This window comes from Leifsonia sp. ZF2019 (genome assembly GCF_019924635.1).
In the GTDB taxonomy this organism is placed as follows: Bacteria; Actinomycetota; Actinomycetes; order Actinomycetales; family Microbacteriaceae; genus Leifsonia.
In genome coordinates this window covers 500872-522119 of record NZ_CP065037.1, presented here as the reverse complement: position 1 = coordinate 522119, position 21248 = coordinate 500872, and the positions used below count along the sequence as shown (strand labels likewise).

At 62.5% G+C, this 21248-nt stretch carries 35 protein-coding genes; 32 read left to right on the top strand and 3 right to left on the bottom strand.

The window, feature by feature from the left end; all coding sequences use genetic code 11:
* The first annotated feature begins 66 nt into the window (after positions 1-66).
* The 13 genes from IT072_RS02530 to IT072_RS02470 all read left to right on the top strand — a co-directional run bounded on the left by IT072_RS02530 (position 67) and on the right by IT072_RS02470 (position 5480).
* The gene (locus tag IT072_RS02530) at positions 67-252 is read left to right on the top strand and encodes a hypothetical protein (RefSeq protein ID WP_223359204.1); all 186 of its coding nucleotides are present in this window, start codon (positions 67-69) and stop codon (positions 250-252) included.
* Complete coding sequence (locus IT072_RS02525; protein WP_223359203.1) at positions 252-482, top strand: hypothetical protein; 231 nt, start codon at positions 252-254, stop codon at positions 480-482. Before IT072_RS02530 ends, IT072_RS02525 begins: the two co-directional genes overlap by 1 nt.
* Positions 483-642: 160 nt before the next feature.
* On the top strand, positions 643-852 hold the full coding sequence (locus tag IT072_RS02520) for a hypothetical protein (RefSeq protein ID WP_223359202.1): 210 nt from the start codon (positions 643-645) through the stop codon (positions 850-852).
* Complete coding sequence (locus tag IT072_RS02515; protein WP_223359200.1) at positions 849-1388, top strand: hypothetical protein; 540 nt, start codon at positions 849-851, stop codon at positions 1386-1388. Before IT072_RS02520 ends, IT072_RS02515 begins: the two co-directional genes overlap by 4 nt.
* The gene (locus IT072_RS02510) at positions 1385-1570 is read left to right on the top strand and encodes a hypothetical protein (RefSeq protein WP_223359199.1); all 186 of its coding nucleotides are present in this window, start codon (positions 1385-1387) and stop codon (positions 1568-1570) included. The genes IT072_RS02515 and IT072_RS02510 overlap by 4 nt, the downstream gene beginning before the upstream one ends.
* A complete protein-coding gene (locus IT072_RS02505) occupies positions 1570-1860 on the top strand; it encodes a hypothetical protein (RefSeq protein ID WP_223359198.1) in 291 nt (96 codons plus the stop codon). Before IT072_RS02510 ends, IT072_RS02505 begins: the two co-directional genes overlap by 1 nt.
* A complete protein-coding gene (locus IT072_RS02500) occupies positions 1857-2150 on the top strand; it encodes a hypothetical protein (RefSeq protein WP_223359197.1) in 294 nt (97 codons plus the stop codon). The genes IT072_RS02505 and IT072_RS02500 overlap by 4 nt, the downstream gene beginning before the upstream one ends.
* A gap of 67 nt (positions 2151-2217) precedes the next feature.
* Positions 2218-2883, top strand: coding sequence for a DUF7341 domain-containing protein (locus tag IT072_RS02495; protein WP_223359196.1), 666 nt, complete (start codon positions 2218-2220; stop codon positions 2881-2883).
* Positions 2880-3497 (top strand): GIY-YIG nuclease family protein, encoded by a 618-nt coding sequence (locus tag IT072_RS02490; RefSeq protein WP_223359195.1) that lies wholly within the window; start codon positions 2880-2882, stop codon positions 3495-3497. The genes IT072_RS02495 and IT072_RS02490 overlap by 4 nt, the downstream gene beginning before the upstream one ends.
* A 717-nt stretch (positions 3498-4214) precedes the next feature.
* On the top strand, positions 4215-4604 hold the full coding sequence (locus IT072_RS02485; protein WP_223359194.1) for a hypothetical protein: 390 nt from the start codon (positions 4215-4217) through the stop codon (positions 4602-4604).
* Positions 4604-4813 (top strand): hypothetical protein, encoded by a 210-nt coding sequence (locus IT072_RS02480; RefSeq protein ID WP_223359193.1) that lies wholly within the window; start codon positions 4604-4606, stop codon positions 4811-4813. The genes IT072_RS02485 and IT072_RS02480 overlap by 1 nt, the downstream gene beginning before the upstream one ends.
* A 275-nt stretch (positions 4814-5088) precedes the next feature.
* Positions 5089-5343 (top strand): hypothetical protein, encoded by a 255-nt coding sequence (locus tag IT072_RS02475; protein WP_223359192.1) that lies wholly within the window; start codon positions 5089-5091, stop codon positions 5341-5343.
* Positions 5340-5480, top strand: a complete 141-nt coding sequence (locus IT072_RS02470; protein ID WP_223359191.1) for a hypothetical protein — start codon at positions 5340-5342, stop codon at positions 5478-5480. Before IT072_RS02475 ends, IT072_RS02470 begins: the two co-directional genes overlap by 4 nt.
* On the opposite strand, the gene IT072_RS02465 is transcribed toward IT072_RS02470, so the two are convergent.
* Complete coding sequence (locus IT072_RS02465) at positions 5477-5668, bottom strand: hypothetical protein (RefSeq protein WP_223359190.1); 192 nt, start codon at positions 5666-5668, stop codon at positions 5477-5479. The two genes, IT072_RS02470 and IT072_RS02465, sit on opposite strands and share 4 nt — an antisense overlap.
* A 47-nt stretch (positions 5669-5715) precedes the next feature.
* On the opposite strand from IT072_RS02465, the gene IT072_RS02460 reads away from it, so the two are divergent.
* From IT072_RS02460 to IT072_RS21365, 3 genes are all read left to right on the top strand, one after another.
* Positions 5716-5964 carry a hypothetical protein gene (locus IT072_RS02460; protein WP_223359189.1) on the top strand — a complete coding sequence of 83 codons (249 nt, stop codon included), beginning with the start codon at positions 5716-5718 and terminating at the stop codon, positions 5962-5964.
* On the top strand, positions 5961-6125 hold the full coding sequence (locus tag IT072_RS02455; RefSeq protein ID WP_223359188.1) for a hypothetical protein: 165 nt from the start codon (positions 5961-5963) through the stop codon (positions 6123-6125). The genes IT072_RS02460 and IT072_RS02455 overlap by 4 nt, the downstream gene beginning before the upstream one ends.
* 114 nt (positions 6126-6239) lie before the next feature.
* Positions 6240-6662 carry an HNH endonuclease gene (locus IT072_RS21365; protein WP_442786783.1) on the top strand — a complete coding sequence of 141 codons (423 nt, stop codon included), beginning with the start codon at positions 6240-6242 and terminating at the stop codon, positions 6660-6662.
* A 149-nt stretch (positions 6663-6811) separates the two neighbouring features.
* On the opposite strand, the gene IT072_RS21360 is transcribed toward IT072_RS21365, so the two are convergent.
* Positions 6812-7339 (bottom strand): bifunctional DNA primase/polymerase, encoded by a 528-nt coding sequence (locus IT072_RS21360; RefSeq protein WP_442786782.1) that lies wholly within the window; start codon positions 7337-7339, stop codon positions 6812-6814.
* 69 nt (positions 7340-7408) lie between these two features.
* Between IT072_RS21360 and IT072_RS02440 the strand changes: the two genes are divergently transcribed.
* From IT072_RS02440 to IT072_RS02375, 14 genes are all read left to right on the top strand, one after another.
* A complete protein-coding gene (locus IT072_RS02440) occupies positions 7409-7912 on the top strand; it encodes a phage terminase small subunit (protein WP_442786781.1) in 504 nt (167 codons plus the stop codon).
* 10 nt (positions 7913-7922) lie between these two features.
* Positions 7923-9641 (top strand): phage terminase family protein, encoded by a 1719-nt coding sequence (locus IT072_RS02435; protein WP_223359184.1) that lies wholly within the window; start codon positions 7923-7925, stop codon positions 9639-9641.
* A 17-nt stretch (positions 9642-9658) separates the two neighbouring features.
* Complete coding sequence (locus tag IT072_RS02430) at positions 9659-11068, top strand: phage portal protein (protein WP_223359183.1); 1410 nt, start codon at positions 9659-9661, stop codon at positions 11066-11068.
* Positions 11049-11894, top strand: a complete 846-nt coding sequence (locus IT072_RS02425) for a hypothetical protein (RefSeq protein ID WP_223359182.1) — start codon at positions 11049-11051, stop codon at positions 11892-11894. Before IT072_RS02430 ends, IT072_RS02425 begins: the two co-directional genes overlap by 20 nt.
* A 29-nt stretch (positions 11895-11923) precedes the next feature.
* The gene (locus IT072_RS02420; RefSeq protein WP_223359181.1) at positions 11924-12586 is read left to right on the top strand and encodes a hypothetical protein; all 663 of its coding nucleotides are present in this window, start codon (positions 11924-11926) and stop codon (positions 12584-12586) included.
* 12 nt (positions 12587-12598) lie between these two features.
* On the top strand, positions 12599-12982 hold the full coding sequence (locus IT072_RS02415) for a head decoration protein (RefSeq protein ID WP_223359180.1): 384 nt from the start codon (positions 12599-12601) through the stop codon (positions 12980-12982).
* A gap of 15 nt (positions 12983-12997) precedes the next feature.
* A complete protein-coding gene (locus IT072_RS02410; protein WP_223357433.1) occupies positions 12998-14041 on the top strand; it encodes a major capsid protein in 1044 nt (347 codons plus the stop codon).
* 11 nt (positions 14042-14052) lie between these two features.
* Entirely contained in the window at positions 14053-14385 is a 333-nt protein-coding gene (locus tag IT072_RS02405) for a hypothetical protein (RefSeq protein ID WP_223357432.1), read from the top strand.
* A 13-nt stretch (positions 14386-14398) separates the two neighbouring features.
* Entirely contained in the window at positions 14399-14794 is a 396-nt protein-coding gene (locus IT072_RS02400) for a Gp19/Gp15/Gp42 family protein (protein ID WP_223357431.1), read from the top strand.
* A complete protein-coding gene (locus IT072_RS02395) occupies positions 14794-15132 on the top strand; it encodes a hypothetical protein (RefSeq protein WP_223357430.1) in 339 nt (112 codons plus the stop codon). Before IT072_RS02400 ends, IT072_RS02395 begins: the two co-directional genes overlap by 1 nt.
* Positions 15125-15457: a hypothetical protein gene (locus IT072_RS02390; RefSeq protein ID WP_223357429.1), complete on the top strand. Its 333-nt coding sequence runs from the start codon at positions 15125-15127 to the stop codon at positions 15455-15457. Before IT072_RS02395 ends, IT072_RS02390 begins: the two co-directional genes overlap by 8 nt.
* Entirely contained in the window at positions 15454-15876 is a 423-nt protein-coding gene (locus tag IT072_RS02385) for a hypothetical protein (RefSeq protein WP_223357428.1), read from the top strand. Before IT072_RS02390 ends, IT072_RS02385 begins: the two co-directional genes overlap by 4 nt.
* Before the next feature lie 69 nt (positions 15877-15945).
* The gene (locus tag IT072_RS02380; RefSeq protein WP_223357427.1) at positions 15946-16695 is read left to right on the top strand and encodes a phage tail tube protein; all 750 of its coding nucleotides are present in this window, start codon (positions 15946-15948) and stop codon (positions 16693-16695) included.
* Positions 16696-16781: 86 nt separating this feature from the next.
* Entirely contained in the window at positions 16782-17153 is a 372-nt protein-coding gene (locus IT072_RS02375; RefSeq protein WP_223357426.1) for a hypothetical protein, read from the top strand.
* Between the two features lie 283 nt (positions 17154-17436).
* On the opposite strand, the gene IT072_RS02370 is transcribed toward IT072_RS02375, so the two are convergent.
* Complete coding sequence (locus tag IT072_RS02370; RefSeq protein ID WP_223357425.1) at positions 17437-17685, bottom strand: hypothetical protein; 249 nt, start codon at positions 17683-17685, stop codon at positions 17437-17439.
* 139 nt (positions 17686-17824) lie between these two features.
* Here IT072_RS02370 and IT072_RS02365 point away from each other — a divergent pair, with 139 nt between their 5' ends.
* The gene (locus IT072_RS02365; protein ID WP_223357424.1) at positions 17825-20386 is read left to right on the top strand and encodes a tape measure protein; all 2562 of its coding nucleotides are present in this window, start codon (positions 17825-17827) and stop codon (positions 20384-20386) included.
* The gene (locus IT072_RS02360; protein ID WP_223357423.1) at positions 20386-21246 is read left to right on the top strand and encodes a phage tail domain-containing protein; all 861 of its coding nucleotides are present in this window, start codon (positions 20386-20388) and stop codon (positions 21244-21246) included. The genes IT072_RS02365 and IT072_RS02360 overlap by 1 nt, the downstream gene beginning before the upstream one ends.
* Positions 21247-21248 lie beyond the last annotated feature (2 nt).

Sequence of the window (21248 nt, the reverse complement as noted above, 5' to 3'; positions counted from 1 at the left end):
CAAGAAGCCTGTCGAGATCGAGGCGCACCGGTGGGACGGAAGGGCGATCAGGCGAGTTGGCGAACAATGAGCCTGCGCACTGCGTGGCAGGAGATCTCGTGGCACGCCGCGAAGCTCGCTGCCGCGATCAAAGCCGAGGACGTAGGGCTGATCCACGAGCTGACGGCCGACGTTGCGAACGGCGCGATGATGCTCGACGACATCGTGCGGTCGTACGGCCTCGAATCGGTCGATTCCGGGACGGAGGCGTGATGCTGGACGATGCGACGCTGCGCCGTGTGGACGAGGAAGCTGAGCAGCGATGGCCGCACCTCAAGGGCGGCGACCCCTACACGAACACCTCACGCGCGGTTCGTCGCCTGACGTTCCGGCAGGGCGTTGAGTACGCGATCGAACAAGGTCTCGCGCTGCTGCCGCTCGTGCCGTGGGCGGCGACGCAGCACGGCGACCCCCAATCGCACGATTCCGGGGACCCGTCGTGAGGGCCCGTATTGATGTGTCTCCTCGTGCTGAGTGGGCACCAACCCCAAGGGAACGCACACGAGGACCGGTCGAGCATCGTTGCGCGAAATGCTACGGACCCTTCGGCAAGTCAGCGATCCCCTGCCCAAACGAACCCGAACCCACGAAGGAGAACCGGACATGAGCGACACCATCACCGAGCCGTGGGAGTACGGCTTCTTTGACTCCGAGACCGGCCCGAACCCGATCTGGTGGTACACGTTCGGCGGCCTCATCGGATTCGAGACCCCCGAATCAGCCATGCGCACCGCGCAGAAGTCCACCTGGGGAGCACCTGTGATCGTGCGCCGCCGCAAGGGCTCGACTGATTGGGAGATGAACCCCTCATGAGCGACCACTACACGAAGCTGATAGAGGAAGCGCGCGCTCAGCTCGAACTGCAGCGCAAGGCAGCCGCAACGTATCAAGGCGCAACCTTCGCAGGCACCAGGGCTTATCTCGTGGTTACGGATGAACTCATCGATCGCCTGGCGGATGCGGTTGAGGCTCTGGTGGTGAAGAACGAGAAGCTGCGAAACGCTGAGAACCTGCTCGCGATGAACGCCATCGCAATAAGCCAGGCGACAGGGATGAGCCTTGACCAGGCATCCACGTTCAGCGAGGGCATCATTCGTCAGGCGACTGACCACAAACGGATCCGCGATATCGAGGCTGAGCGTGACGCGTCACGGGCACAACTCGACCATCTTCAGCGGGCGTATGACGAGATTAGAACCGAATACGCCGCCTATCGCGCTGACCGGAAGGCGGAATACCAGACGATTCAAGACTGGGCCGCCCGTGTCCAACAAGCGAAGACGCTGGTAGAGCTGCCCGGGGAAACGCGTGTGAACCGCAGGGCCATCGATGAGGTGACCGACTCATGAAACCCGAATGGCTTCCCGCGAAGGTCGGATACCGCACGGCGGCGGGTGGTGCATCGACGGCCTACCTCGATGCCGGCGACCCCATGACCCACATCTTCACCGGCACGAACAAGTACACCGACGAGAATGTTGCCGTCATCTGGGACGACGACGCGAGCGGTTGGGTGGAGGTGACCCACTGATGAACATCCCGGACGAAGTGCTGAGGGTTGCCGCGCAGCAGCTTTGGGACATCGAGTCGACTGGTCCTGACAAGGCGTGGGATGACCTCGCTACGTCGTTCAGGGCGTCCCTGATGACCCAAGTTGAGGCAGCAGCACAACCGATCGCTGAGTGGGCACGGAAGGAAGCACTCCGAGAAGCCGCCGCAGCGATCGACGCGGAGGACGAGCACGCTCTGTCATGTTGGCAGTACGGCTACCGCAAGGCCGCCTCCGTCGTCCATGCCCTCGCGGAAGGAGAAGAACAGTGAGCGGGATCGCATCAGACGACTTCCGAGACGGTGCAGCCACCGGGGCCTCGATGCTCGCGAAACGGCTCCAATCCCTCGCCCTGTGGAACGTCCGTATCGACAGCGGCCTGATCAACGACATGGCCCGCGGCGTGCAACTTGAGATGGGTGGACAGATCATTCCTGACGGACAGGATCCCGCTGATCTCTGGGATGACGGATTCACCGCCTGCGCCCATGAGCACATGAAGCAACGCGAAGACCCGACCTACCCCATCAACCGGCCCAACCCCTACCGACAGGAGCCCTGATGACCGACACTGACCCGCTCCTGGCAGCGGTCGAAGCACTCACCAAACCCACCACGAAGGAGACCCGATGACCCAGGCAACCGTCGACTACGCAGTCGAGCGCCTCACCCAGACCTGGACCGACGTCATCGCGCCGGCCGAACCAGGCGAAGAGTACAAGCACGTCGAGCACGGTCCACTGCTCGACCTTCTCGAGGAATCCGTGCGGTCCAGCCTCGGACGCACCACCGCTGGCCCTGGTAGTGGGAGCGACCGCAGCCCTATCGACCTCCGCGCATTCACCATGCTCGAGAACATCGACAGCATCGTGAGAGCGTGGGGACGCGAATTCAACCTCGACCACAAGGCAGACCTCAAGACGCTCCTCAGCGCTGTCTACGTCGAACTCGAAGCGCTCTGGGTGACGAACCAGGTCGTCGAGAGTGTCTACGTCGGGCTCACCAACGGATTCGTCCGCTGGGCAGACGAGATCTGGAACATGTTCGACCCGCCCATCCGCAAAGAGATCACCGCCCCATGCCCCGAGTGCGGAGAGCGTTACTTCTACACCGCTGACGAAGAGCGCCAGGCATCCCTCATCGCGACGGCACGACCCACCCACGACCCCCACGTCGATTGTCAGAGGTGCGGAGCACACTGGGAAGGCAAAGAGAGCATGATGAAGCTCGCCTTCACGATCGGCGCCAACTCCGACCACGACGAGCTCGGGACGAAGGAGTCGATCGCCGAATGACGAGTCGCCGCAGCAACCGCGTCAAGGTGCCGAAGCCGTACTGCAAGATCTGCATGAATGAGATCCATCACCTCGACAAGCCGCTGATCGTCCGCGACTACTTCATCTGCATCACTTGCGCCCTGCAGATCCACGCGGAGCTGCGCTACAAGTACGTGATGCCCGAAGTAACGGCCATGGAGCGCTTCCTGCACCAGAAGAAGCACGGGGACACCGGCTGGCGCGAGGAGCCGACACCAAAACGAGAGCCGGGCTGGGTGTACTACATCCGAATGGGCGACCTGATCAAGATCGGCTATGCCACCGACGTGGCGAAGCGGATGCGGAACTACCCGCCGAGCGCGCAACTCCTCGCCGCGCACCCCGGAACCATAGAACTCGAACGCGAGATGCACAAACGATTCAGCCCCGATCTCGCCCGTGGCCGTGAATGGTTCACCGAGAGTTCAGACCTGTCGGCGCACATTGCTCAGGTCGTCGCACAGTTCGGCGATCAGAGCGGGCAGTCATACCAGTACACACGCCCGAAAACGCAAGAGGAGAAGGTCGCCGACATGTTCAAGACACGCCAACACTTGGATGTGGCACGCGGAGTGCATTCTGCGGTATCCTGACCTCGCAAGGCATTAGTGTCCCTAAGCCCAGCACGACCGGTCGATGCTCCCGGACAAAGAGCACAGCGAGAAGCCCCGACCGGAAACGGCGGGGCTTTCTCCATGTCAGGGCATAGAACCTGACCCACCCTCTATCAGGCAACCAAACCTGACCATCGTCCGGGTGTGACATCAACCACAGGGGGTCGACCCACACCCGGCACCTCTTCCCACCGAAGGGAAACGCCATGCCAGTACAGATGTGCGCCTGCGGTGGCGCCATGGCCCAGGGACGCGCCAACACCTGGACATGCGCCCACTGCGACGGACCCTGCCACAAATCCTGCGCCAGGGACGCATCCTGTGGACAGGGCGGCCAGAAATGCACACACTGCATCGGCCTGAACATCGGCACCCGTAAGAAGGCACTCTTCAGCTGGAACCCGCCGAAGCTCGCCTAACAACTTCCGTTCCTGGACCCGACTCAACCCCCAACACAGAACAGGGCCGAGCATCCTCACCAAGCATGCCGTTCGTGCGCACGGCATCAAGCGTGACCGGACCAGCCCCAACGTTCACCACAGTCGGGCCCAGGACGGAACCAAAACATCCGGACGTGCACAGCACTGCTGGATCCGCCCTGGTATGGGATGACGACCTGCGCTGAGCGCATCGGGTGTTCGTCATCCCCACCAGGTGCACCACCACAATCACCACAACCACAACGGGAGCACCATCATGCAGCTTTGGGAGATCACCACCAGCGACGGTACCGAGAAGCACACCTTTGACATCGAGGCGGAGTACTTCCAGCGCGAAGACGGTTGGGCAACGTTCAAGGACGACAAGAACAAGGTTGTGCTCGACCTCAACCTGCACAACGTTGTGTCGGTTGCCCGCAAGCCCCTCCCCGCAGACAGGACCATCCGAGTCAAGCTCGTCGCTAACGTCGGCCAGGTTCAAGAAGCAATGGACAAGGCCCGACGTGACGCCGGACCCATCCCGAAGACCGGAATCCAGGCCGGCATCGAATACATCGAGCACAAGGTCAACGACCCTGAATGCTGGTGCGACCCGATCGTGTCCAAAGACGGCACGATCATCCACCTCACCACGGGCGAACACTGATGGAAGCCCTGACTTGCACCGAGGGCGACCTCATCATGCTCTCTCGCGGCGAAGCCCACATCATGGGTCGCTACGAACGAGTCACCCAGTTCGGCTTCACGAGCGAACCCATGCTGGTCATGAACCCCGACCTGTGCGATGGGTACAACGTCGACGTCATGGTGAACCGCCTCGGATGGTCCCTCACGATCCTTGAGACGGCGGAATGATGGACGACAAGAAGGTACAGCCACAACTGCGCCGCTATCGGATAGCAGTCTTCGGCCTGTATCCACTCCTGGCGCTCGACATCATCCTCACCCCGGGACTGTGGGGCAAATGATGGGCACCCTGATCAGCTTCCCCAACCCTGGGGAAGCAGGCTATGACGGCCTCCTCTGCCGCTGCGGGTCAGCATGGTTCAACGCCACCGTCGTCATCGACCGTGAAGGCCACGTCTTCGGGTACAAGATGCCCCTGATCTGCCAAGGATGCGGCGCCGAACATGCAGGATGAAACCCGCGCCGCCCTCACCCACGTGAGAGACATCATCCACGCCGAAGCACGCTGGCAATACGAACTCCACGCACGCGGACATGTAGGCGCACAGCAAGTCGCCGAACGCATGCTCGCTATCGAGAAGTGTGTCGATGACTTTGTCCGTGAAGGCATCCGACCTGATCAGCGAAACCATGTGTATGAAGGGGCAGATATCGCTTCGATCGCCGCCGAGATTCGCAAGAACTTGGCCGATCTATGAGCGGCATCATCTTTGACCCATTCACCGATGCATCCGCGGCTGAACAGCCTGTCGAGCTGGGGATCACGGCCGCGGGAGAATTAGTCATCCTGTTGCGCTTTGATGGCGACATAGTCGCCTATCACTCGATCGATTAGCCCTTCGCCCGGCGCGGGATGTACGTGTCCTTGTTGCCCCACTCGAGCGCACCCTTACGCCGCTCAGACACGATCTCCCAACCCTCAGCGATCAAAGCCTCAAGCTTCTTGTCGCCCTTCTTCTTGTCGCGACCCGACCCACGCGTCGTCTTCAACTTCAACGTCATCGTCTCGAACTTCTCAGCCACACTGGTTCCCCTCATCTGGTGGGCCACAGTCTACGACCGGAGGCCTGATGCCAGAGCTCGCAGGACACATAGACGTCAAGGCTCACTTGGCCAGCGGTACGGTCCTGAACAACGCAATTCCGATCCCGATCTTCGCTCTCACCATCGACGGTGAAGAATTCCCCTGGCACGTCACGGAGGATGGCGTGCGAATCGAAGTCACCGATCGGGGAGTACCGGCAATCACAATCACGATCCCGGACGAGCGCGTCACTGTAGACCACAGCATCAACTCCACGGCAGGGGAAGCATCATGATGTGGGAGATCCTCGGATGGGTCAGCGCAGGCTGGCTCATCCTCATCGTCTCAGCACTCGGCGTATCACTCCTGGTGGCCATCATCCGCAGCATCACCAAGCCAACTCAGCGGCTCACCTTCGATCCTGACCACGTCATCTTCAAAAGCCCACCCGAATGAACAGCATGACCGCTTGCGACCAATGCGGCGCAGAGTACCCCTCCCCACTCGCTGCAGCCCTCTGCTGCGACGAAGACACCCGGGGGTACGACTAAACACCAGGGGGTAGCAAAGATGCCCCGGGCCCCCCGCAAGTGTCCAAAGCCAGGCTGCGAGAACCGCATCACCAGCACCAGGTACTGCGACGAACACATGCCCATCAACTGGGGATACGGCAGAGACCGAACCAGCACCCCACTCCACACCGAGTGGAGACGTGCCGTACTCGAACGCTGCGGCCGACGATGCGAGATTCACGGACCGAAGTGCACAGGCACAGCAACCGAAGCAGACCACATCATCCCTGTCGCTGAAGGCGGCACGTACACCCTGAGCAACGGCCAGGGGGCATGCAGCACCTGCCATGCAGCCAAGACGCGCGAAGAATCACGACGCGGCCGCGTACGTGCCTTCAAAGGCGAACCACGCAAACAAAACACGGCGACAAGCACCCAGGCCATCACCCCCCACCCCTGGGGGCCGCTTGGCGGGCGATGAGTTGCTGCAGATTCTGCTGGCTACGGTTCCCCCAGTTTTCAGGCCCAGGGCGGCGAGGATAAGCGGAGAACGCCGATTGGTGCCTTCTCGACAATCTGGAACCTTGCTGAATGGTCGATGCGGCAAATTGGCGCTGAGCGAGAAAAGCGTTACAGCGGCAGGAGGTTGCCGGGCTGGAAGACGCGGCCGGTGACGGTGATGTACCGGCCGGTGGTGTAGCGCTCGACGGAGAGCCCGTTCTCGATGCGTCGGGTTCCTGGTCCCTCGTCGGCGGTTCCCCAGATGTGGAGGCCGTCGCCGGATGGTGATATCTCGATGTAGTGCTTCGGGTAGCTCTTGAGGAACTCGGAGGCGGCGTCATTCGGTCGTCCGCCATCGAGGCAGTGGTCGAGGTCAATGCAGGCGAAGCCATCGCCGAGGACGAAGCCGATGTTGTGGTGCCCGTTGACCGCGTACCCCATCGACCATGTTGAGGGGTCGGTCGAACTGGCTGGCGCGCCGGATGGCATGATCGGTCGCTTATTCGAGTCCCAGAGGACCCATCGCTTCTCGTTGCGGAGGGCTGCGAAGGGGTTGTTGCGAGCTCGGTGGGCGTAGACGCGGCATCGGCTTGAGCAGTAGACGGCTTGGGCGTTCTTGTAGACGATCGCCGTTCCGCACCATTCGCACTTGCGCATGGTCAATTGTAACGTTTTTTGCCGCGGATTTCTGCGGTTTCCTGCCCGACATGGGCTCCGTTTCCCGACATGGGAGGTCCCGATATGCCTGCACCGAAGAAGCACTCATCGACTCGAGCACGCGCGAATCGTGCGTCGACAGCCTCGACTTTGACTTCCGGTCATGTGGCAATCGTCCCGGATCTGCCAAAGCGTCCGTCACGTGTGGAGGTTGACGCTGAGGGCAACGAGCGGCATGTCGACATCGACTGGCACGAGGAGACACTGCAGTGGTGGGCGGACATGTGGGCGTCGCCGATGGCGGCGGAGTATCACTCGTCGGACCGTCACGCGTTATTCCTGCTCGCGGTGCTGGTGGATGACTTCTGGCGTGAGCCCTCGACGAAGCTGGCTTCAGAGATTCGGTTGCAGCGGGTCGCTTTCGGTCTGACCCCGTACGACCGACGCCGTCTGGAGTGGACGATCGAGACGACCGAGGAAGCCAAGGACCGCGGTCAGAGCCGGCGGAACGCCGCGCAGGCCAATGAGCAGCCGAAGCCGGATGAAGACCCTCGTCTCGTTCTCGTGAGCTGAGGGCCGGGCGATGGCGACGTTGATCGTCCCGCCGCTCGATCTTCAGTACCCAACTCTCGGGCCTGCCCTTGCGGACTTCATCGAGGACCGATGCGTGTTCGGGCCGGGATCGCTCGCTGGTCAGCCAGCGCACCTCGATGCGGAGAAACGCGCAGCCCTTTACCGCCTGTACGAGGTGTACCCGAAAGGCCACCGGCTCGCCGGGCGTCGACGCTTCCAGCGCGGCGCGATCGAGTGGCGCAAGGGAATGGCGAAGACGGAGTTCGCGGCGTGGATCGCGTTCTGCGAGCTGCATCCGGACGCACCGGTCCGTGGTGACGGGTTCGATGCGTTCGGCAACCCTGTCGGTAAGCCGGTGGCGTTCCCGTACATCCCGATGATGGCTGTGACGGAGGAGCAGGTCTCAGAGCTCGCGTATGGCGTGCTGAAGTACGTGATCGAGGAGGGCGCCGACGCTGATCTATTTGACTCGTCGCTCGAGCGGATTCTCCGGATCAACACGCGCGGGATTGCTGACGGTCGCGTCGTCCCGGTGTCGAACTCTCCCGGCTCGCGTGATGGCGCGCTGACGACGTTTCAGCACTTTGACGAGCCGCACCGCCTGTATCTGCCGTCGGCGAAGAACGCTCACGAGACGATGAGCGCGAACCTCACGAAGAGGCCGCTCGAGGACCCGTGGGCGTTGTACACGTCAACGGCTGGGAAGCCAGGTCAGGGCAGCATCCAGGAGGATGTTCGCGCAGAGGCGGAGATGATCAACCGGGGCGAGATCGACGACCCGGCACTGTTCTTCTTCGCCCGGTGGGCTGGTGACGAGCACAACGAGCTCGAAGCACGTCCTGCGGCGAAGGGTTCCCCGGCCATTACACCGGCTGAGGCGCTGCAGAACCGTGTGGCGGCGATCGCCGACGCGACAGGGCCCGTTGGTGAGTACGGTCCGGGCCAGTTCGAGTCGATCGCGAAGCAGTGGGACCGTCCGAAGGCCGACAAAGCGTACCTCGAGCGCGTGTGGCTGAACCGGTGGCGAAAGTCTGGGTCGCAGTTCTTCGACATTCAGAAGATCATCGCGAGCCTCGCCGACCCGGGGAAGACGATCCCGAAGGGCGCGTTCATCACGCTCGGCTTCGACGGCGCCCGCTTCCGGGACGCGACTGCATTAGTCGCGACCGACATCGCGACCGGTGTTCAGGAACTTCTGGGCCTGTGGGAGCGACCGGAGGACGCTGACGAAGCCCAGGGGTGGGAAGTTCCCGAGGATGAGGTCACGCAGACGCTCGAGCACGCCATGTCGTTCTACGAGGTGTGGAAGCTGTACGGTGACCCACCTCACTGGACCGAAACCATGGGCTCCTGGTCAGCGAAATGGCCGGATCAGGTCGAGGAGTTCTGGACGAACAAGTATGTCCGGATGGCGTACACGCTCCGCGAGTATGTCGAGGCGATCGACATCAAGAGCGTCCGTATCGGCGGCATCGAGAACCCCGACGGCGACTTCGACCCACACGACGACTTCCTCCGACACCTCGGCAACGCTGGCGTGAAGGAGCTTCGCGTGAAAGACGACGAGGGCAAGCCGCTGCTCGTAATGGCGAAGCAGGAAGGCCACCAGGAGCTCAAGTTCGACGTGGCAATGGCGGCGGTCCTGTCGTGGAAGGCCTGCGCCGATGCGCGCCGGCTCGGCACCAAGCCGAAGGCGAAACGCAAGGCGGTGATCCGCCGACTCAAGTAGGGGGAAGGGAGGCCACGGTGACCATTGACGTCGCAGACCCCAATTCTCCAGGCGCGTGGATCGTCAAGGGCGTGAAGAAGCTGAACCTGCGGCTCCCGAGGCTGCAGAAGCTCGCCGGATACCACGACGGAACACCGCCACTCCCGGTCCCGGTCGGAAGTGGCGCGTCGGCCGCGTTCACCGCGTTCCAGAAGAAGTCATGCACCAACTTCGGTGAACTCATCGTCGGTTCGCTCCGCGAACGGTGCGCTGTCCGCGAGATCCGCACGGCCGTGTCCTCTGATCAGGTTGACGACGTCGCATGGCAGATCTGGAAGGATAACGGCCTCGACGTCGAGTTCTCCGATGTGCTGGAAAACATGCTCGCGCTCTCCGACGCATACATGATCATCGGCCAGGACGAGGACGGCGAGGTCATCATCACGGGTGAGGATCCGCGCCAGGTGGTGACGTTCCACAACCCGGCGCGCCAGTCCGAGGTTCGCGCAGCAATGAAGGTGTTCCACGACGCCGACGAGAAGCGCGACTACGTCTACCTTTATCTTCCCGGCGAGCGCCGTGACGACGGCACGTGGACGAACGCCCGTCGTTGGGTGGCGTACCGGGAGCGCAGCGGACCCGGAAAGAGCATCTCCTTCAGCCCGTCCACGTACGTGTGGGACGACACGCGCGGGGGCGAGGACGGCGAGGAGCTCAACCACCATCTTGTCCCGGTGGTCCGGTTCCGGAACCGTCGCGGCATCGGCGAATTCGAGCCACACCTGGACATCCTTGACAGGATCAACCACAAGACCTACAACGCGATGGTTATCGCCGCCTACCAGGCGTTCAAGCAGATGGTCATCCAGGTCGACGTGGAAGACGCGGTCGACGAGGACGGCAACGAGATCGACTCGATCCCAGACAACGTGCTGACCACCGACCCCGGGTCGTGGATTCAGCTTCCGTACAACTCGAAGGTGTTCCAGACCGCGCAGGCTGACATGCAGGGAATTCAGTCGGCCATCAAGGACGACATTCGAGAGCTCGCCGCTGTCACACGCCGGCCGCTTTCGATGTTCGCACCTGACAGCGAGTCCGCGGCTGGCGCTCAGGCGAACGTAGAAGGGCTGATCTTCGCCACTGAGGACAAGCAGATCCGCTGCACGGCCGCTCTGGTGGACGTGCTCTACATCGCATTCCTCACCCGCGGAGACACCGAACGGGCGAACAAGGCCAAGATCACCATCGACTGGAAGCCAGCGTCCCGCTACGTGGTCACGGACAAGGCGTCCGCGGCCGCGCAGGCTACATCGTCGCTGGCGAAGCGGACGATCATGCGGGAGATCTGGCAGTTCAGCCCCGAACAGGTCGCCCAAGCTGAGGCTGAAGCGGCCGATGAGGCACTTCTGGCGGAGGAGCTGACCGGTGGCGGTAACACGGCTTGACCAGAACTACGACGCTCAAGTGGCGGCGGTCCGTAGCAAGGTCATGTCGTACGCGTACCGCAAGTGGTCGTCATTGTCCGCGTATCGCGATGCTGATGCGGAACAGCTAATCGCTGAACTGGTCCCTCGAGTTGAGGCCGGCCAGAAGCGGGTCGCTGAACTCACCGATGCATACCTGTCCCGGGTCGCGGCACAGCAACTTGGGACGGCAATCTTGCGCGGCGCTGTAGCTGACGCAACAACCGAGTCACTGCGTGGAGTCGATGCCAACACGGTCTATCAGCGCCCTTTCACAACTGTCTACACGTCGTTGAGCAACGGCAACACGCTCACCGCGGCGACGGCGGCAGGTGCTGCACGACTGGCTGACTTGGTCTCGTCGGGGATGCAACTGGCGAAGACGCATTCAGCGCGGCAGGCGATGTCACGCACGGGTGTGGAGTTGTATCAGCGGATACTGACGGGTCGTGAGAACTGCGCGCTATGCGTCATTGCCTCCACGCAGAGGTATTACAAGGGCGATCTGATGCCGATACATCCGGGCTGTGATTGCGGGATCAAGAGCTTCATCGGTGCACCGGATGAGCAGGTAATCGACCCGAAATTGCTGGAACAGACCCATGAAGCGGTAGCTGCGAAGTCTGGTCGCGCAGCCGACCGGGGAGGCCGCGACATCGGACTGAACAACCCGGTCGCTGACTACCTCGACGTGATCGTCACGCATGAGCACGGCGAGCTCGGGCCGGTTCTGGCCTGGCGATCCGACCATTTCACGGGTCCAAGCCAGATCTGGCCCACCAAGACTTCCACCCGGACGGGTGGGTAGCCCCGACATGGGGATCCGAAACACCCGACATGGGAGACAACAGCATGTTCACTCGAGGCGGCATCTTCATCCGCAACCCGCGACTCCGATTCGTCACAGACGATGGAGAGAACAACGGTGGTGGTGACGAAGGCGATAAGGGCAGCTCAGGTGGAGACACCGGCTTCCCGGCGAACACTCCTGTCAAGGACATGACGCCGGAACAGCAGGCCGCGTACCACCTTCACCAGTCCCGCAAGCATGAGGGCCGCGTGAAAGCCTTCGGCGACTGGACGCCGGAGAAAATCGCGAAGCTCGAGAAGGACAATGCGGACCTTCGCACGAAGACCCAGTCCGCGGAGCAGAACGCGCTCGACGCTGCCAAGGAGGAAGGCCGCTCGGAGATCCGAGCCATCCTTGCCGCCGAACGCGTCAAGAACGCTCTCGCGACCGCGCTCAACGGACGCATCCCGGATGCGAACGCGCTTCTGGAGTTAGACCGCAGCCGTTTCATCAAGGACGACGCTGCTGACACCGACGCCATCGCCGCGTGGGTTCAGGAGCACTCGACCGAAGCGAGTAGTGGTGCCCAGAAGAAGGGCGGCCCTGACCTCGGACAGGGCAAGCGCGGCCAAAACCAGCCCGCCAAGGGCGTCGGCGCCGGAGCAGATCTCTTCGCCGGAACACGCAAATCCAAAAAGACCGAATCCTAGGAAGGATCCACCATGCCTCGTCTCAGCACTGAGACCATCGGTGGCGGTGACCTGTCGTGGCTCGGCTCGTCTCACGGAATCCGCAACGCGCGGACCGAGACGATCGACATCTCGACGTTCACCGCGAACACCCACTACCCGAACGGCTACATCCCCGCCGGCACACCTATCGCGATCGTCTCGGGACTCGCTGTCCCGTATGACGTGACCGTCGGCACCACCACGGGAGCCGGCATCCTCGCCGGCTTCATCCTCACCGACCAGAAGGTCGTCGGTACGACCGACTTCGGTGCCCCTGTCCTCGATCATGGCCGCATCAACACCGCGAAGGTCCCCTACGCGTCGTTCGTGAAGCCGATCACCGCCAAAGACGCCACGACCTGCGTCTTCGCCTGAAAGGAGTGACCGAACATGGCACTTTGGACTGACGTCATCGACCCGGCAACTCTGACCGGGTACGCGCGAGCCTCGCTCGCCGACTACGAAGCACAGAAGGGCACCCTCGCCCAGTTCCTGCCGAACCGTGAAGTCGCCGACATCGTTGTGCGATTCATGCAGGGTTCGACTGGCCTGGTCGACATCGCCCAGTGGCGCGCCTACGACGCTGAGCCGGAGATCGGCAAGGGACAGACCGGGAAGCGCGTCACGCTCGAGCTCCCCGCTGTCGGGCAGAACATTCCCGTCAGCGAGTACGCGCAGCTCCGCGCCCGCAACTCGTCTGACGAGACCATCCTGCAGGCCGTCCTCAACACCACAAACCGTGTGGTGCACGCGGTCTCCGACTCCGTCGAGCGCCTGCGCGGCATCGTTCTTGCGACCGGCAAGGCAACCATCAACCCGACGAACTTCGGCGGCAAGTTCCAATCCGACGACGACTTCGGTCGGTCGGCCGGACACACTGTCACCGCGGCCACACCGTGGAGCGACAAGACGGTCTCCCGTCTTGCGGACCTGCAGAGCTGGACGGACACCTACATCACGGACAACGGGGTTCCACCTGGCTCGTTCCTGATGTCCACTCGAGTTCTCCGCGCACTCGCCGCCGGCAACGAGTTCCAGACACAGCTGATCAACGGCGGTGCCCGCCCCGCGACTCGCGCGGACGTGAACGCGATCATCGAGGGCGCCGGCCTGCCCCCGATCGTCATCTACGACCGCCGCGTAAGCGTCGGAGGCTCGGCAACGAAGGTCGTCCCGGATGATCGGCTGCTGCTCCTGCCTGCACCGGTCGCCACCGACGACTGGGAGGGAACCGAGCTCGGTGCGACGTTCTGGGGTCAGACCCTCACGTCGATGGACCCCGACTATGCCCTCGAGGACGCGGACCAGCCCGGCCTCGTGGTGGGCGTGTACCGCGGCGAGAAGCCCCCGCTGATCGCCGAGGTCGTGTCCGACGCGATCGCCCTTCCCGTCCTCGCCAACGCGGACCTCAGCTTCTCCGCTGACGTCCTCTAGGAAGGAGAACCGTGGCCGAGCTCACGAGCATCGTCCACGTTCACGACGAGCACGGTGACGTCCATGTCTTCGGACCTGGCGTCACCGTGCCCGCGTGGGCCAAGGCGCTCATCACCAACCCCAAGGCATGGTCCGAGGGAATCGAACCCGTCAAGAAAGATCACCCGGTGGCAGAGCCGACCGAAGCACCCGATTCGGACGACGTTCCAGCGAAGAGCGGCCCGAAAGCCACCGTAGATGCCTGGACCGCCTACGCGGAGAAGCACAAGGTCTCTGTCGGTGCCGACGCAACGCGCAAGGACATCATCGCGGCCCTCGAGGCTGCTGGCGTTCCCACCGAGTGACGAGGAGGCTGCCATGACGACGTTCGCAACACCCGAAGATGTGGCCAATGTCTGGCAGCCCCTCACCACCTCGCAAGAGGCTCTCGCGGAGAACCTTATCGAGCAAGCCTCGAACAAGCTGCGACTGAAGGGCCGGCGCCGCCGTCGAGATATAGATGTGCTGTACGCGACGGATCCACTTTTGGCGAACGCCATCCGTGATGCGGTCGTGAACGCTGTGAAACGGGTACTCATGAACCCTGAGGCGCTGCGTCAGTACAGCGAGACAACGGGTCCTTTCACCGAATCGAAGACTTTGGATACCAGCATCTCGGCAGGCGGTCTCTACCTGGCACCGGGCGACCTGATCGACATCTTCCCCGGCTCATCAGGAATTCGCTCGTTTCGAGTCAAGACCAGGATGCTCTGATGTCCGAGGCTGTAACCCGCACTCGAATGGTCGACTCGGGCCAACTGGACCGCTACGGAAAGCCAATCCTCGCCCCCCAAACGTCTCCGCTGACGGCCCACTCGTTTGCCCCCGTGGTCACTAACGATGTCGAGGGCGTCGACACTGTTGTTTCGAGCGACGGCGGAACTCTCTACTTCCGCGCACCCGACCTCGCTGGCTCTCTCTCTGGCGACAAATGGAAGGTGCGCGGAATCGACTACGAATCCGAGGGCATCGAAGCGCTCTGGCAGAAACCGAGCGGTGAGGTGGTCGGAACCGTGATCGTTCTCAAGCGTACGGAGCTTACCCGTGGCTAAGGGCATCAAGGTGAAGATCAATCAGGCGGCCTGGGGTAACCAGGTCATGGCGGGACCGGAGATGCAGCAGTACCTTGCCAACCTCGGCAGCCAGGTCGCAGGAAAGCTTCCTGGCGGCTCCGTCGAAGTCACCACCTCTCGAACTGTGAAGGGCGGTGGCCGTCGCGCTCGAGCTGTCGTGACGACGACCATCCCGCTTGAGGATGAGGCCGCGAACGGTACTGCTCTGGCTGCGCTGCAGTCGGTGGTGCCGTCTGCGCATGCTCCGAAGCGGACTCGTGCGTACAAGGTGCGTGAGAAGAAGCGGCAGGAGCGGCGAGCATGAGCAACGTTGCTGGCGTGATCTTCACCGACCTTCCGGCAGTGACGATCTCGAAGCTGCAGTCGCTCCTCGATTCCCGTGCGGAGCCGTTCACTGAAGGTGTGTCGGTGTCGAACAAGGCCATCGAGGGCGAGACGCGAATGGTGACCGTGAACCTCGGCACTGGGACCGGCACCTTCAACACGCTTGACGACGCCACATTGCGGATCAACGTGCGCGCTCTCGATGAGGGTGACGCTGCGGATCTGGCTCTGATGGTGCGGGCGATTTTCGAAGCCCCAGCACCTCTCGGCATTCGCGACGGCGACCCGATCACTGCCTGCCGGGTATCGGCGGGACCGGTCGAGGTTCCGAACGATACGAAGTTCTTCCAGTGGTACATGGTCGCGAATGTGACCCGCCGCGGGATCCAGTTCACCTGAGCACCCACAACTAATGCGCCGCCCTCGAGGCGGCTTTTTCTATGCCCGGATGGGCAAGGAGGACGAATCATGCCCACTGGCACTCCCGATTCCAGCAACGTCCGCGTTGCCCCCACGGGCGCCTGGTACGTTGCCCCGCTGGGCACCACCGGCCCGACCTCAGCGTCAGACGCGCTGAACGCCGCATTCACGAACCTTGGCTACCTGTCGGAGGATGGCACGTCGCGGACCACAGACCGGTCGTCGAACGACATCAAGGGATGGCAGAACGCAGCCCTGGTGCGCACGGTGGTAACGGACGCGGCGATCTCGTACAAGTTCACGTTGATCGAGACGAACCGTGCCTCGGTAGCACTGTACTTCGGTGTCGCCCCGGGTCCTGACGGCAGCTACGACGTCGACCCATCCCAGACCGGCGGCCGTCAGTCTTTCGTCTTCGACGTCATCGACGGCACCAACGTGCGCCGAGTGTGGCTCCCCGCCGCAGAGGTCGTCGAGCTCGAAGACATCACCTTCGACAGCGGCGACGCGACCGGATACGGGGTCACCGTGAAGGGCTACGCGAACGCCACCCTCAGTGGCAAGGTCGAGCGCGTCTTCGACCCGAGCCTGAACAAGAAGTCTGCCGCGGCGCCGGGCAACGTGTTCCCCGCTGACTCGAACATCACCGCTTCGGACTCGACCAATGCGGCCAAGCTCGCAGGCCTCGGCTATGTCGCCAACCCGACCACCGCCTGGACCACCGGTCAGAAGATCTCGATCGGCGCGTTCGACTTCAACTGGTCGGGCACCGCATGGGCGGCCGGCGCTCACGCCTGATCCAGACCGGGACCGGGGGCGTTTTCAGGTGGCGTTCCCGGCCCCGCCTCACCTGCTCACCTGAACCCACCTGAAAGGACGCCATCGTGGCAACCGTTGACATCACCCCATCTCCACGCCGGAAACCTCTCAAGGTGAACTACGGCGATGAGCAGTTTCTCCTCTCGACGCGAGTTCCGCTCGAGCTCATCAATGCGCAGGACTCGATCCCACGACCGAAGGTCATGGCCGGGTCGCAGAAGGATGCATACCAACAGCAGGTGGGTATCGCCGTGATTGCGGCGTTCGTGGAGAACGTCATCCCTGAGGATTTCCGTGCCGTCCTGGACCTCAATGACGTCGCGCAGGTGTTCGAGGCGTGGTCGGAGGCGTCGGGCTGGGGAAAATCGCCGAGCTCCGACAGATCTGGCGGAGCCACGAAGCTGAGTTCGTCTTCGAACTACGACGAGGCGGACTGACCCTCGAGGACATCTACCGCATCCCGGAGGAGACGGCCGCCTACATCACCGTGGCGGCCTCTCTCCCGGAATCTCCTCTGCATGCCGCGATTCACGGGTGGGATTATCCGCTGTCGCGTGAAGGGATGCTGCTGCTCGACCTGCTCGACCTTCAGGGTGCGAAAGGGTCGAAGAAGAACCAATGGAAGCCACTCCCGAGACCATGGCAGCGACCTGAACGTCTCGGGTACACGGAACTCACCTACGACGAGGCCATAGACCTTCTGAGGAAGAACGCCGGACGCTAAGCCGTCTGGTTTGTGGCTGCGAATGCGGCCTGGCGCATGTCCGGGCCGTAGTGCTTGTTCCACCACATGTTGTGCCCGCAGTACTGACACTTCTTGAAAAACGGGAGGAACAGCAGGCCTATGCCTGCGGTGAAGATTCCGATCGCCCACAGTGTGCTGTTGCGGCCGATGTTTCCCCCGCCACCTTCGCAGGGCTTGCAGTCGATGCAGCCCCGCTGCGAATAGATGTTCTGGTGCTGGGACATTCCCCCGAATCCTTTCGGTCTGGTGCAGCAAACCTACCTCGTCTGAGTCGCCATTCGGCAACCCATCTTCGGGTGCCGCGAACCCCAACTAGAGGCCAGCCGAGGCGCTGGACTTTTGCGCATCCGCCGGAGGTGATCTGTGACTGAAGCAGCCGTCGCAGAAGTAACGATCATCCCCGTTTCTCCTGGGGCACAGCGGCTTATCGTCGAACAGCTTGGCGGCGACGCGGCAGGCCAGAAGGTCGGCGGTCAGGTCGGAGGCGGTCTCGTCGCGGCCCTAGGTGGCGTCCTCAAAGGTGCCGCTACCGCAACAGTGGCAGCGGCGGCGGCGGGTATCGGTGCGTCTCTCGCCGGCGGTTTCGCCCGACTGAACAACATTGATGTCGCCCGGGCGAAGCTCACTGGCCTCGGCAACTCGGCTGCCGATGTCGACGGGATCATGAAGAACGCTCTCGCCTCAGTGAAGGGCACGGCGTTCGGTCTTGGCGACGCGGCGACCGTGGCAGCGGGCGCTGTTGCTGCCGGTATCAAGCCGGGTGAGCAGCTCGAGAGTGTCCTGAAGTCGGTCGCGAACTCGGCAGCCGCGTCGGGTTCGAGCCTGTCCGAGATGGGCAACATCTACAACAAGGTCGCCTCCACAGGTAAGGCGCAGAACGACGTTCTGCAGCAGGTCGCCGACCGGGGCATCCCGATCTACCAGGCTCTCGCAGACCAATTCGGGACGACTGCTGACGCCGTCTTCGACATGGCTTCGCAGGGTCAGATCGGGTTCTCCGATTTCGAGGCCGCCATGACGAAGGCGTCGGGCACGGTGGCACAGGAGATGGGCAAGACCATCCCGGGCGCATTCGACAACTTCAAGGCGTCCCTATCACGGATCGGCGCCGGCGCGCTCGGTGGGATCTTCCCCGAAATCGCACCGACCATCCTGGCGATCACGCAGGCGCTCAGCCCTCTCGAGACTGCGGCAGCCGGAGTGGGGCAGGCAATCGGAGCGCGCCTCAACCCTGTCATCGAAGCATTCACCGGCTTCATCACAGGTGCTGATGGTGGTCTTGCTTCGCTCAAAGCCAACCTTGCCCCGCTGGCGGCCCTCCTGGGCCCGCTCGCTGGCGCATTCGCAGCTTTGGGGGCAGGTGGCCTGACCGGGATCATTGCTGCGATCCCAGGGCTTGGTGGTCTCGCCCCGATCGCTACCGCCCTGACAGGTCCTCTCGGGATTCTGGCAGCAGCGTTCGCTGGTCTGGTCGCCGTATCACCTCAACTGCAGGCGGCGTTCAGCGTCATCGGCAGTCAGCTCGCTCAGACGTTCGGCAACCTGCTCACCACGCTCGGTCCCGTGATCGGCCAAATCGGCTCTGCACTGGCCGTGATGGCGCAAACCATCGGAGGTGTGCTCGCTAACGCACTTCTCACTGTGGCACCGTTCCTTTCCCAGCTCGTGAACATTCTGGGCGGCGTTCTGGTCGCTGTGCTCCCTTCGGTGGTGACCCTGCTCACCCAGTTGTCGGGCATCTTCTCCGCCTTCGCGGGGGCGATCGTTCCCGTCATAGGAACCGTGCTGCAGGCGTTGGTGCCGGCGTTGTCGTCCCTGGGCCCCGTTATCGGGACCATCGTCAGCGCCGTCGTTCCGCTGGTGTCGATGCTGGCCTCTGCGCTCATGCCTATCTTTCAGGCGATCTCGCCTCTTGTGACGGCGTTGCTCTCGGCCATCACCCCACTGATCCCGGTCGTGCTGCAGCTTGCGACAAGCTTGATCTCCACTCTGGTGCCGATCTTCACGCAGCTGATCTCGATCCTGTCTCCGGTGATTTCGATGGTGGTCAACCTGGCCACCACTCTGATCTCGATGCTGGCACCGATCTTCCAAGCATTGGCGCCTGTGATCAGTCAGTTGATTACCGCGTTCATGCCGCTGATCAGCGCAATCCTGACGCCACTGATTCAGGTGGTTGCGGCTCTGATGCCAGTGCTGCAACCCATCCTTGATCTGTTCATTCAACTGTTGACGCCGATCCTGGCCCTGATCCAGCCGCTGCTGCAGTTGGTGTCGGCGATCATCCCACCGTTGTCGGCTGTGCTGACGTTCCTCGCGAACATCATTGCCGGCGTCCTCAAAGGTGCATTCGCCTTCCTGATCCCCGTGATTCAGTCCGTTGTGCAGATCATCTCCAACGTGCTGCAACCGGTGATCAAGGGAATCACCGATGTCCTCGGCGGTGTGATCACATTCATAACCGGCGTGTTCTCCGGCAACTGGAAGCAGGCCTGGGGCGGCATCGTGCAGATCTTCACCGGCATATGGAACGGCATCACCGGCATTGTGAAGGGCGTCATCAACTCGGTTATTGACGCCGTGAACGGTGTGATCGGTGGCATCAACGGTGTCGCCAGTGCGGTGAAGGATGCGACAGGTGGGGCGATCAACTTCACCATCGGGAAGATCCCTCGCCTCGCTGACGGCGGCATCGTCCAGGCTGTCCCCGGCGGGATCATGGCCAACATCGGTGAAGGCCGGTACCCGGAGGCTGTTATCCCTCTGAAGCCAGGCATTCTGTCCGAGCTCAGTGGTCAGCCGGCGTCGACTCGGGATGCCCCGTACATGTACGTCGAGAAGATCGTCGCCCCGGACAATGACCCGGTTGTATCGGGTCGGATCATGGGGCGCGAGTTTGGCCGTGTGGCAGCGGGGAGCATCTGATGACAGTTGCTATCGACAGTCTGGTGCTCCCCGCTGGCCCGGGTGAGACAGGTACAGATGGATTCGTTCTTGTGTTCCTGGGCGACTGGGATGCGGTCTCGGAATCGAAGACAGAGATCCGGGAACGACCTCAAGCGGACGGTTCATTCGCAATCGCGATGGACTGGCGAAAGTCGCTGGCGTTCTCGATCAAGGGCGCGTTTCTCGGGGAGGCCCGATCCGATGTTCAGTCGGCAAAGCAACTGTTGAAGACGAAAATCGCCCGAGGAAAGTCGGTCACCGTTCTTGTGACTGACATCGACGGTCCCATGCGGCGAGTGGCTTCCGTCCGATCGGTGATCCTGGACCCCGACTACGGCGGCAACCAGTTCACCTTCACGATCGACCTGGTTGCGTTCGATCCACTCATGTACGGGCCCGACCAGAGCTTTTCGACGGGTGTCCCGGTGTCCGGCGGCGGGTTGCTGTTCCCGCTGGGAACAACGCCTACCGCCTACTGGGACTTCGGTGCTGACGGGTCATCCGGTCGCGTGTCGTTCACGAATACAGGCACAGCGCCCACGTGGGGGACGCTGACGGCCACTGGCGGGTTGAGCGGTGGGTTCACCGCGACCGACGTCACCACCGGGCAGACGGTTCGATTCGAGCGGGTCATCCCAGACGGGTCGCTTGTGCAAATCAACCAGCGAACAGGCCGTGCGTGGATCGACTCGCCAAGCAATGACGTGTCCGGGTATCTGACAGTCAGGGACTTCTTCCAAGTCGGGCCAGGTGAAACGCACCAGATCCAGTTCTCGCCCTTGGGTGCAGTGACGGGTACCCCACAGTTCACCTTCACGGCGGCACCCGCGAACCACTAGGA

What these genes read in the sequence shown, in the direction of transcription:
- IT072_RS02530 (WP_223359204.1), top strand. Translation starts at nt 67, where the DNA reads ATGAGCCTGCGCACTGCGTGGCAGGAGATCTCGTGGCACGCCGCGAAG.
- IT072_RS02525 (WP_223359203.1), top strand. Translation starts at nt 252, where the DNA reads ATGCTGGACGATGCGACGCTGCGCCGTGTGGACGAGGAAGCTGAGCAG.
- IT072_RS02520 (WP_223359202.1), top strand. Translation starts at nt 643, where the DNA reads ATGAGCGACACCATCACCGAGCCGTGGGAGTACGGCTTCTTTGACTCC.
- IT072_RS02515 (WP_223359200.1), top strand. Translation starts at nt 849, where the DNA reads ATGAGCGACCACTACACGAAGCTGATAGAGGAAGCGCGCGCTCAGCTC.
- IT072_RS02510 (WP_223359199.1), top strand. Translation starts at nt 1,385, where the DNA reads ATGAAACCCGAATGGCTTCCCGCGAAGGTCGGATACCGCACGGCGGCG.
- IT072_RS02505 (WP_223359198.1), top strand. Translation starts at nt 1,570, where the DNA reads ATGAACATCCCGGACGAAGTGCTGAGGGTTGCCGCGCAGCAGCTTTGG.
- IT072_RS02495 (WP_223359196.1), top strand. Translation starts at nt 2,218, where the DNA reads ATGACCCAGGCAACCGTCGACTACGCAGTCGAGCGCCTCACCCAGACC.
- IT072_RS02490 (WP_223359195.1), top strand. Translation starts at nt 2,880, where the DNA reads ATGACGAGTCGCCGCAGCAACCGCGTCAAGGTGCCGAAGCCGTACTGC.
- IT072_RS02485 (WP_223359194.1), top strand. Translation starts at nt 4,215, where the DNA reads ATGCAGCTTTGGGAGATCACCACCAGCGACGGTACCGAGAAGCACACC.
- IT072_RS02480 (WP_223359193.1), top strand. Translation starts at nt 4,604, where the DNA reads ATGGAAGCCCTGACTTGCACCGAGGGCGACCTCATCATGCTCTCTCGC.
- IT072_RS02475 (WP_223359192.1), top strand. Translation starts at nt 5,089, where the DNA reads ATGCAGGATGAAACCCGCGCCGCCCTCACCCACGTGAGAGACATCATC.
- IT072_RS02470 (WP_223359191.1), top strand. Translation starts at nt 5,340, where the DNA reads ATGAGCGGCATCATCTTTGACCCATTCACCGATGCATCCGCGGCTGAA.
- IT072_RS02460 (WP_223359189.1), top strand. Translation starts at nt 5,716, where the DNA reads ATGCCAGAGCTCGCAGGACACATAGACGTCAAGGCTCACTTGGCCAGC.
- IT072_RS02455 (WP_223359188.1), top strand. Translation starts at nt 5,961, where the DNA reads ATGATGTGGGAGATCCTCGGATGGGTCAGCGCAGGCTGGCTCATCCTC.
- IT072_RS21365 (WP_442786783.1), top strand. Translation starts at nt 6,240, where the DNA reads ATGCCCCGGGCCCCCCGCAAGTGTCCAAAGCCAGGCTGCGAGAACCGC.
- IT072_RS21360 (WP_442786782.1), bottom strand. Translation starts at nt 7,339, where the DNA reads ATGCGCAAGTGCGAATGGTGCGGAACGGCGATCGTCTACAAGAACGCC.
- IT072_RS02440 (WP_442786781.1), top strand. Translation starts at nt 7,409, where the DNA reads ATGGGAGGTCCCGATATGCCTGCACCGAAGAAGCACTCATCGACTCGA.
- IT072_RS02435 (WP_223359184.1), top strand. Translation starts at nt 7,923, where the DNA reads ATGGCGACGTTGATCGTCCCGCCGCTCGATCTTCAGTACCCAACTCTC.
- IT072_RS02420 (WP_223359181.1), top strand. Translation starts at nt 11,924, where the DNA reads ATGGGAGACAACAGCATGTTCACTCGAGGCGGCATCTTCATCCGCAAC.
- IT072_RS02415 (WP_223359180.1), top strand. Translation starts at nt 12,599, where the DNA reads ATGCCTCGTCTCAGCACTGAGACCATCGGTGGCGGTGACCTGTCGTGG.
- IT072_RS02410 (WP_223357433.1), top strand. Translation starts at nt 12,998, where the DNA reads ATGGCACTTTGGACTGACGTCATCGACCCGGCAACTCTGACCGGGTAC.
- IT072_RS02400 (WP_223357431.1), top strand. Translation starts at nt 14,399, where the DNA reads ATGACGACGTTCGCAACACCCGAAGATGTGGCCAATGTCTGGCAGCCC.
- IT072_RS02395 (WP_223357430.1), top strand. Translation starts at nt 14,794, where the DNA reads ATGTCCGAGGCTGTAACCCGCACTCGAATGGTCGACTCGGGCCAACTG.
- IT072_RS02385 (WP_223357428.1), top strand. Translation starts at nt 15,454, where the DNA reads ATGAGCAACGTTGCTGGCGTGATCTTCACCGACCTTCCGGCAGTGACG.
- IT072_RS02380 (WP_223357427.1), top strand. Translation starts at nt 15,946, where the DNA reads ATGCCCACTGGCACTCCCGATTCCAGCAACGTCCGCGTTGCCCCCACG.
- IT072_RS02370 (WP_223357425.1), bottom strand. Translation starts at nt 17,685, where the DNA reads ATGTCCCAGCACCAGAACATCTATTCGCAGCGGGGCTGCATCGACTGC.
- IT072_RS02360 (WP_223357423.1), top strand. Translation starts at nt 20,386, where the DNA reads ATGACAGTTGCTATCGACAGTCTGGTGCTCCCCGCTGGCCCGGGTGAG.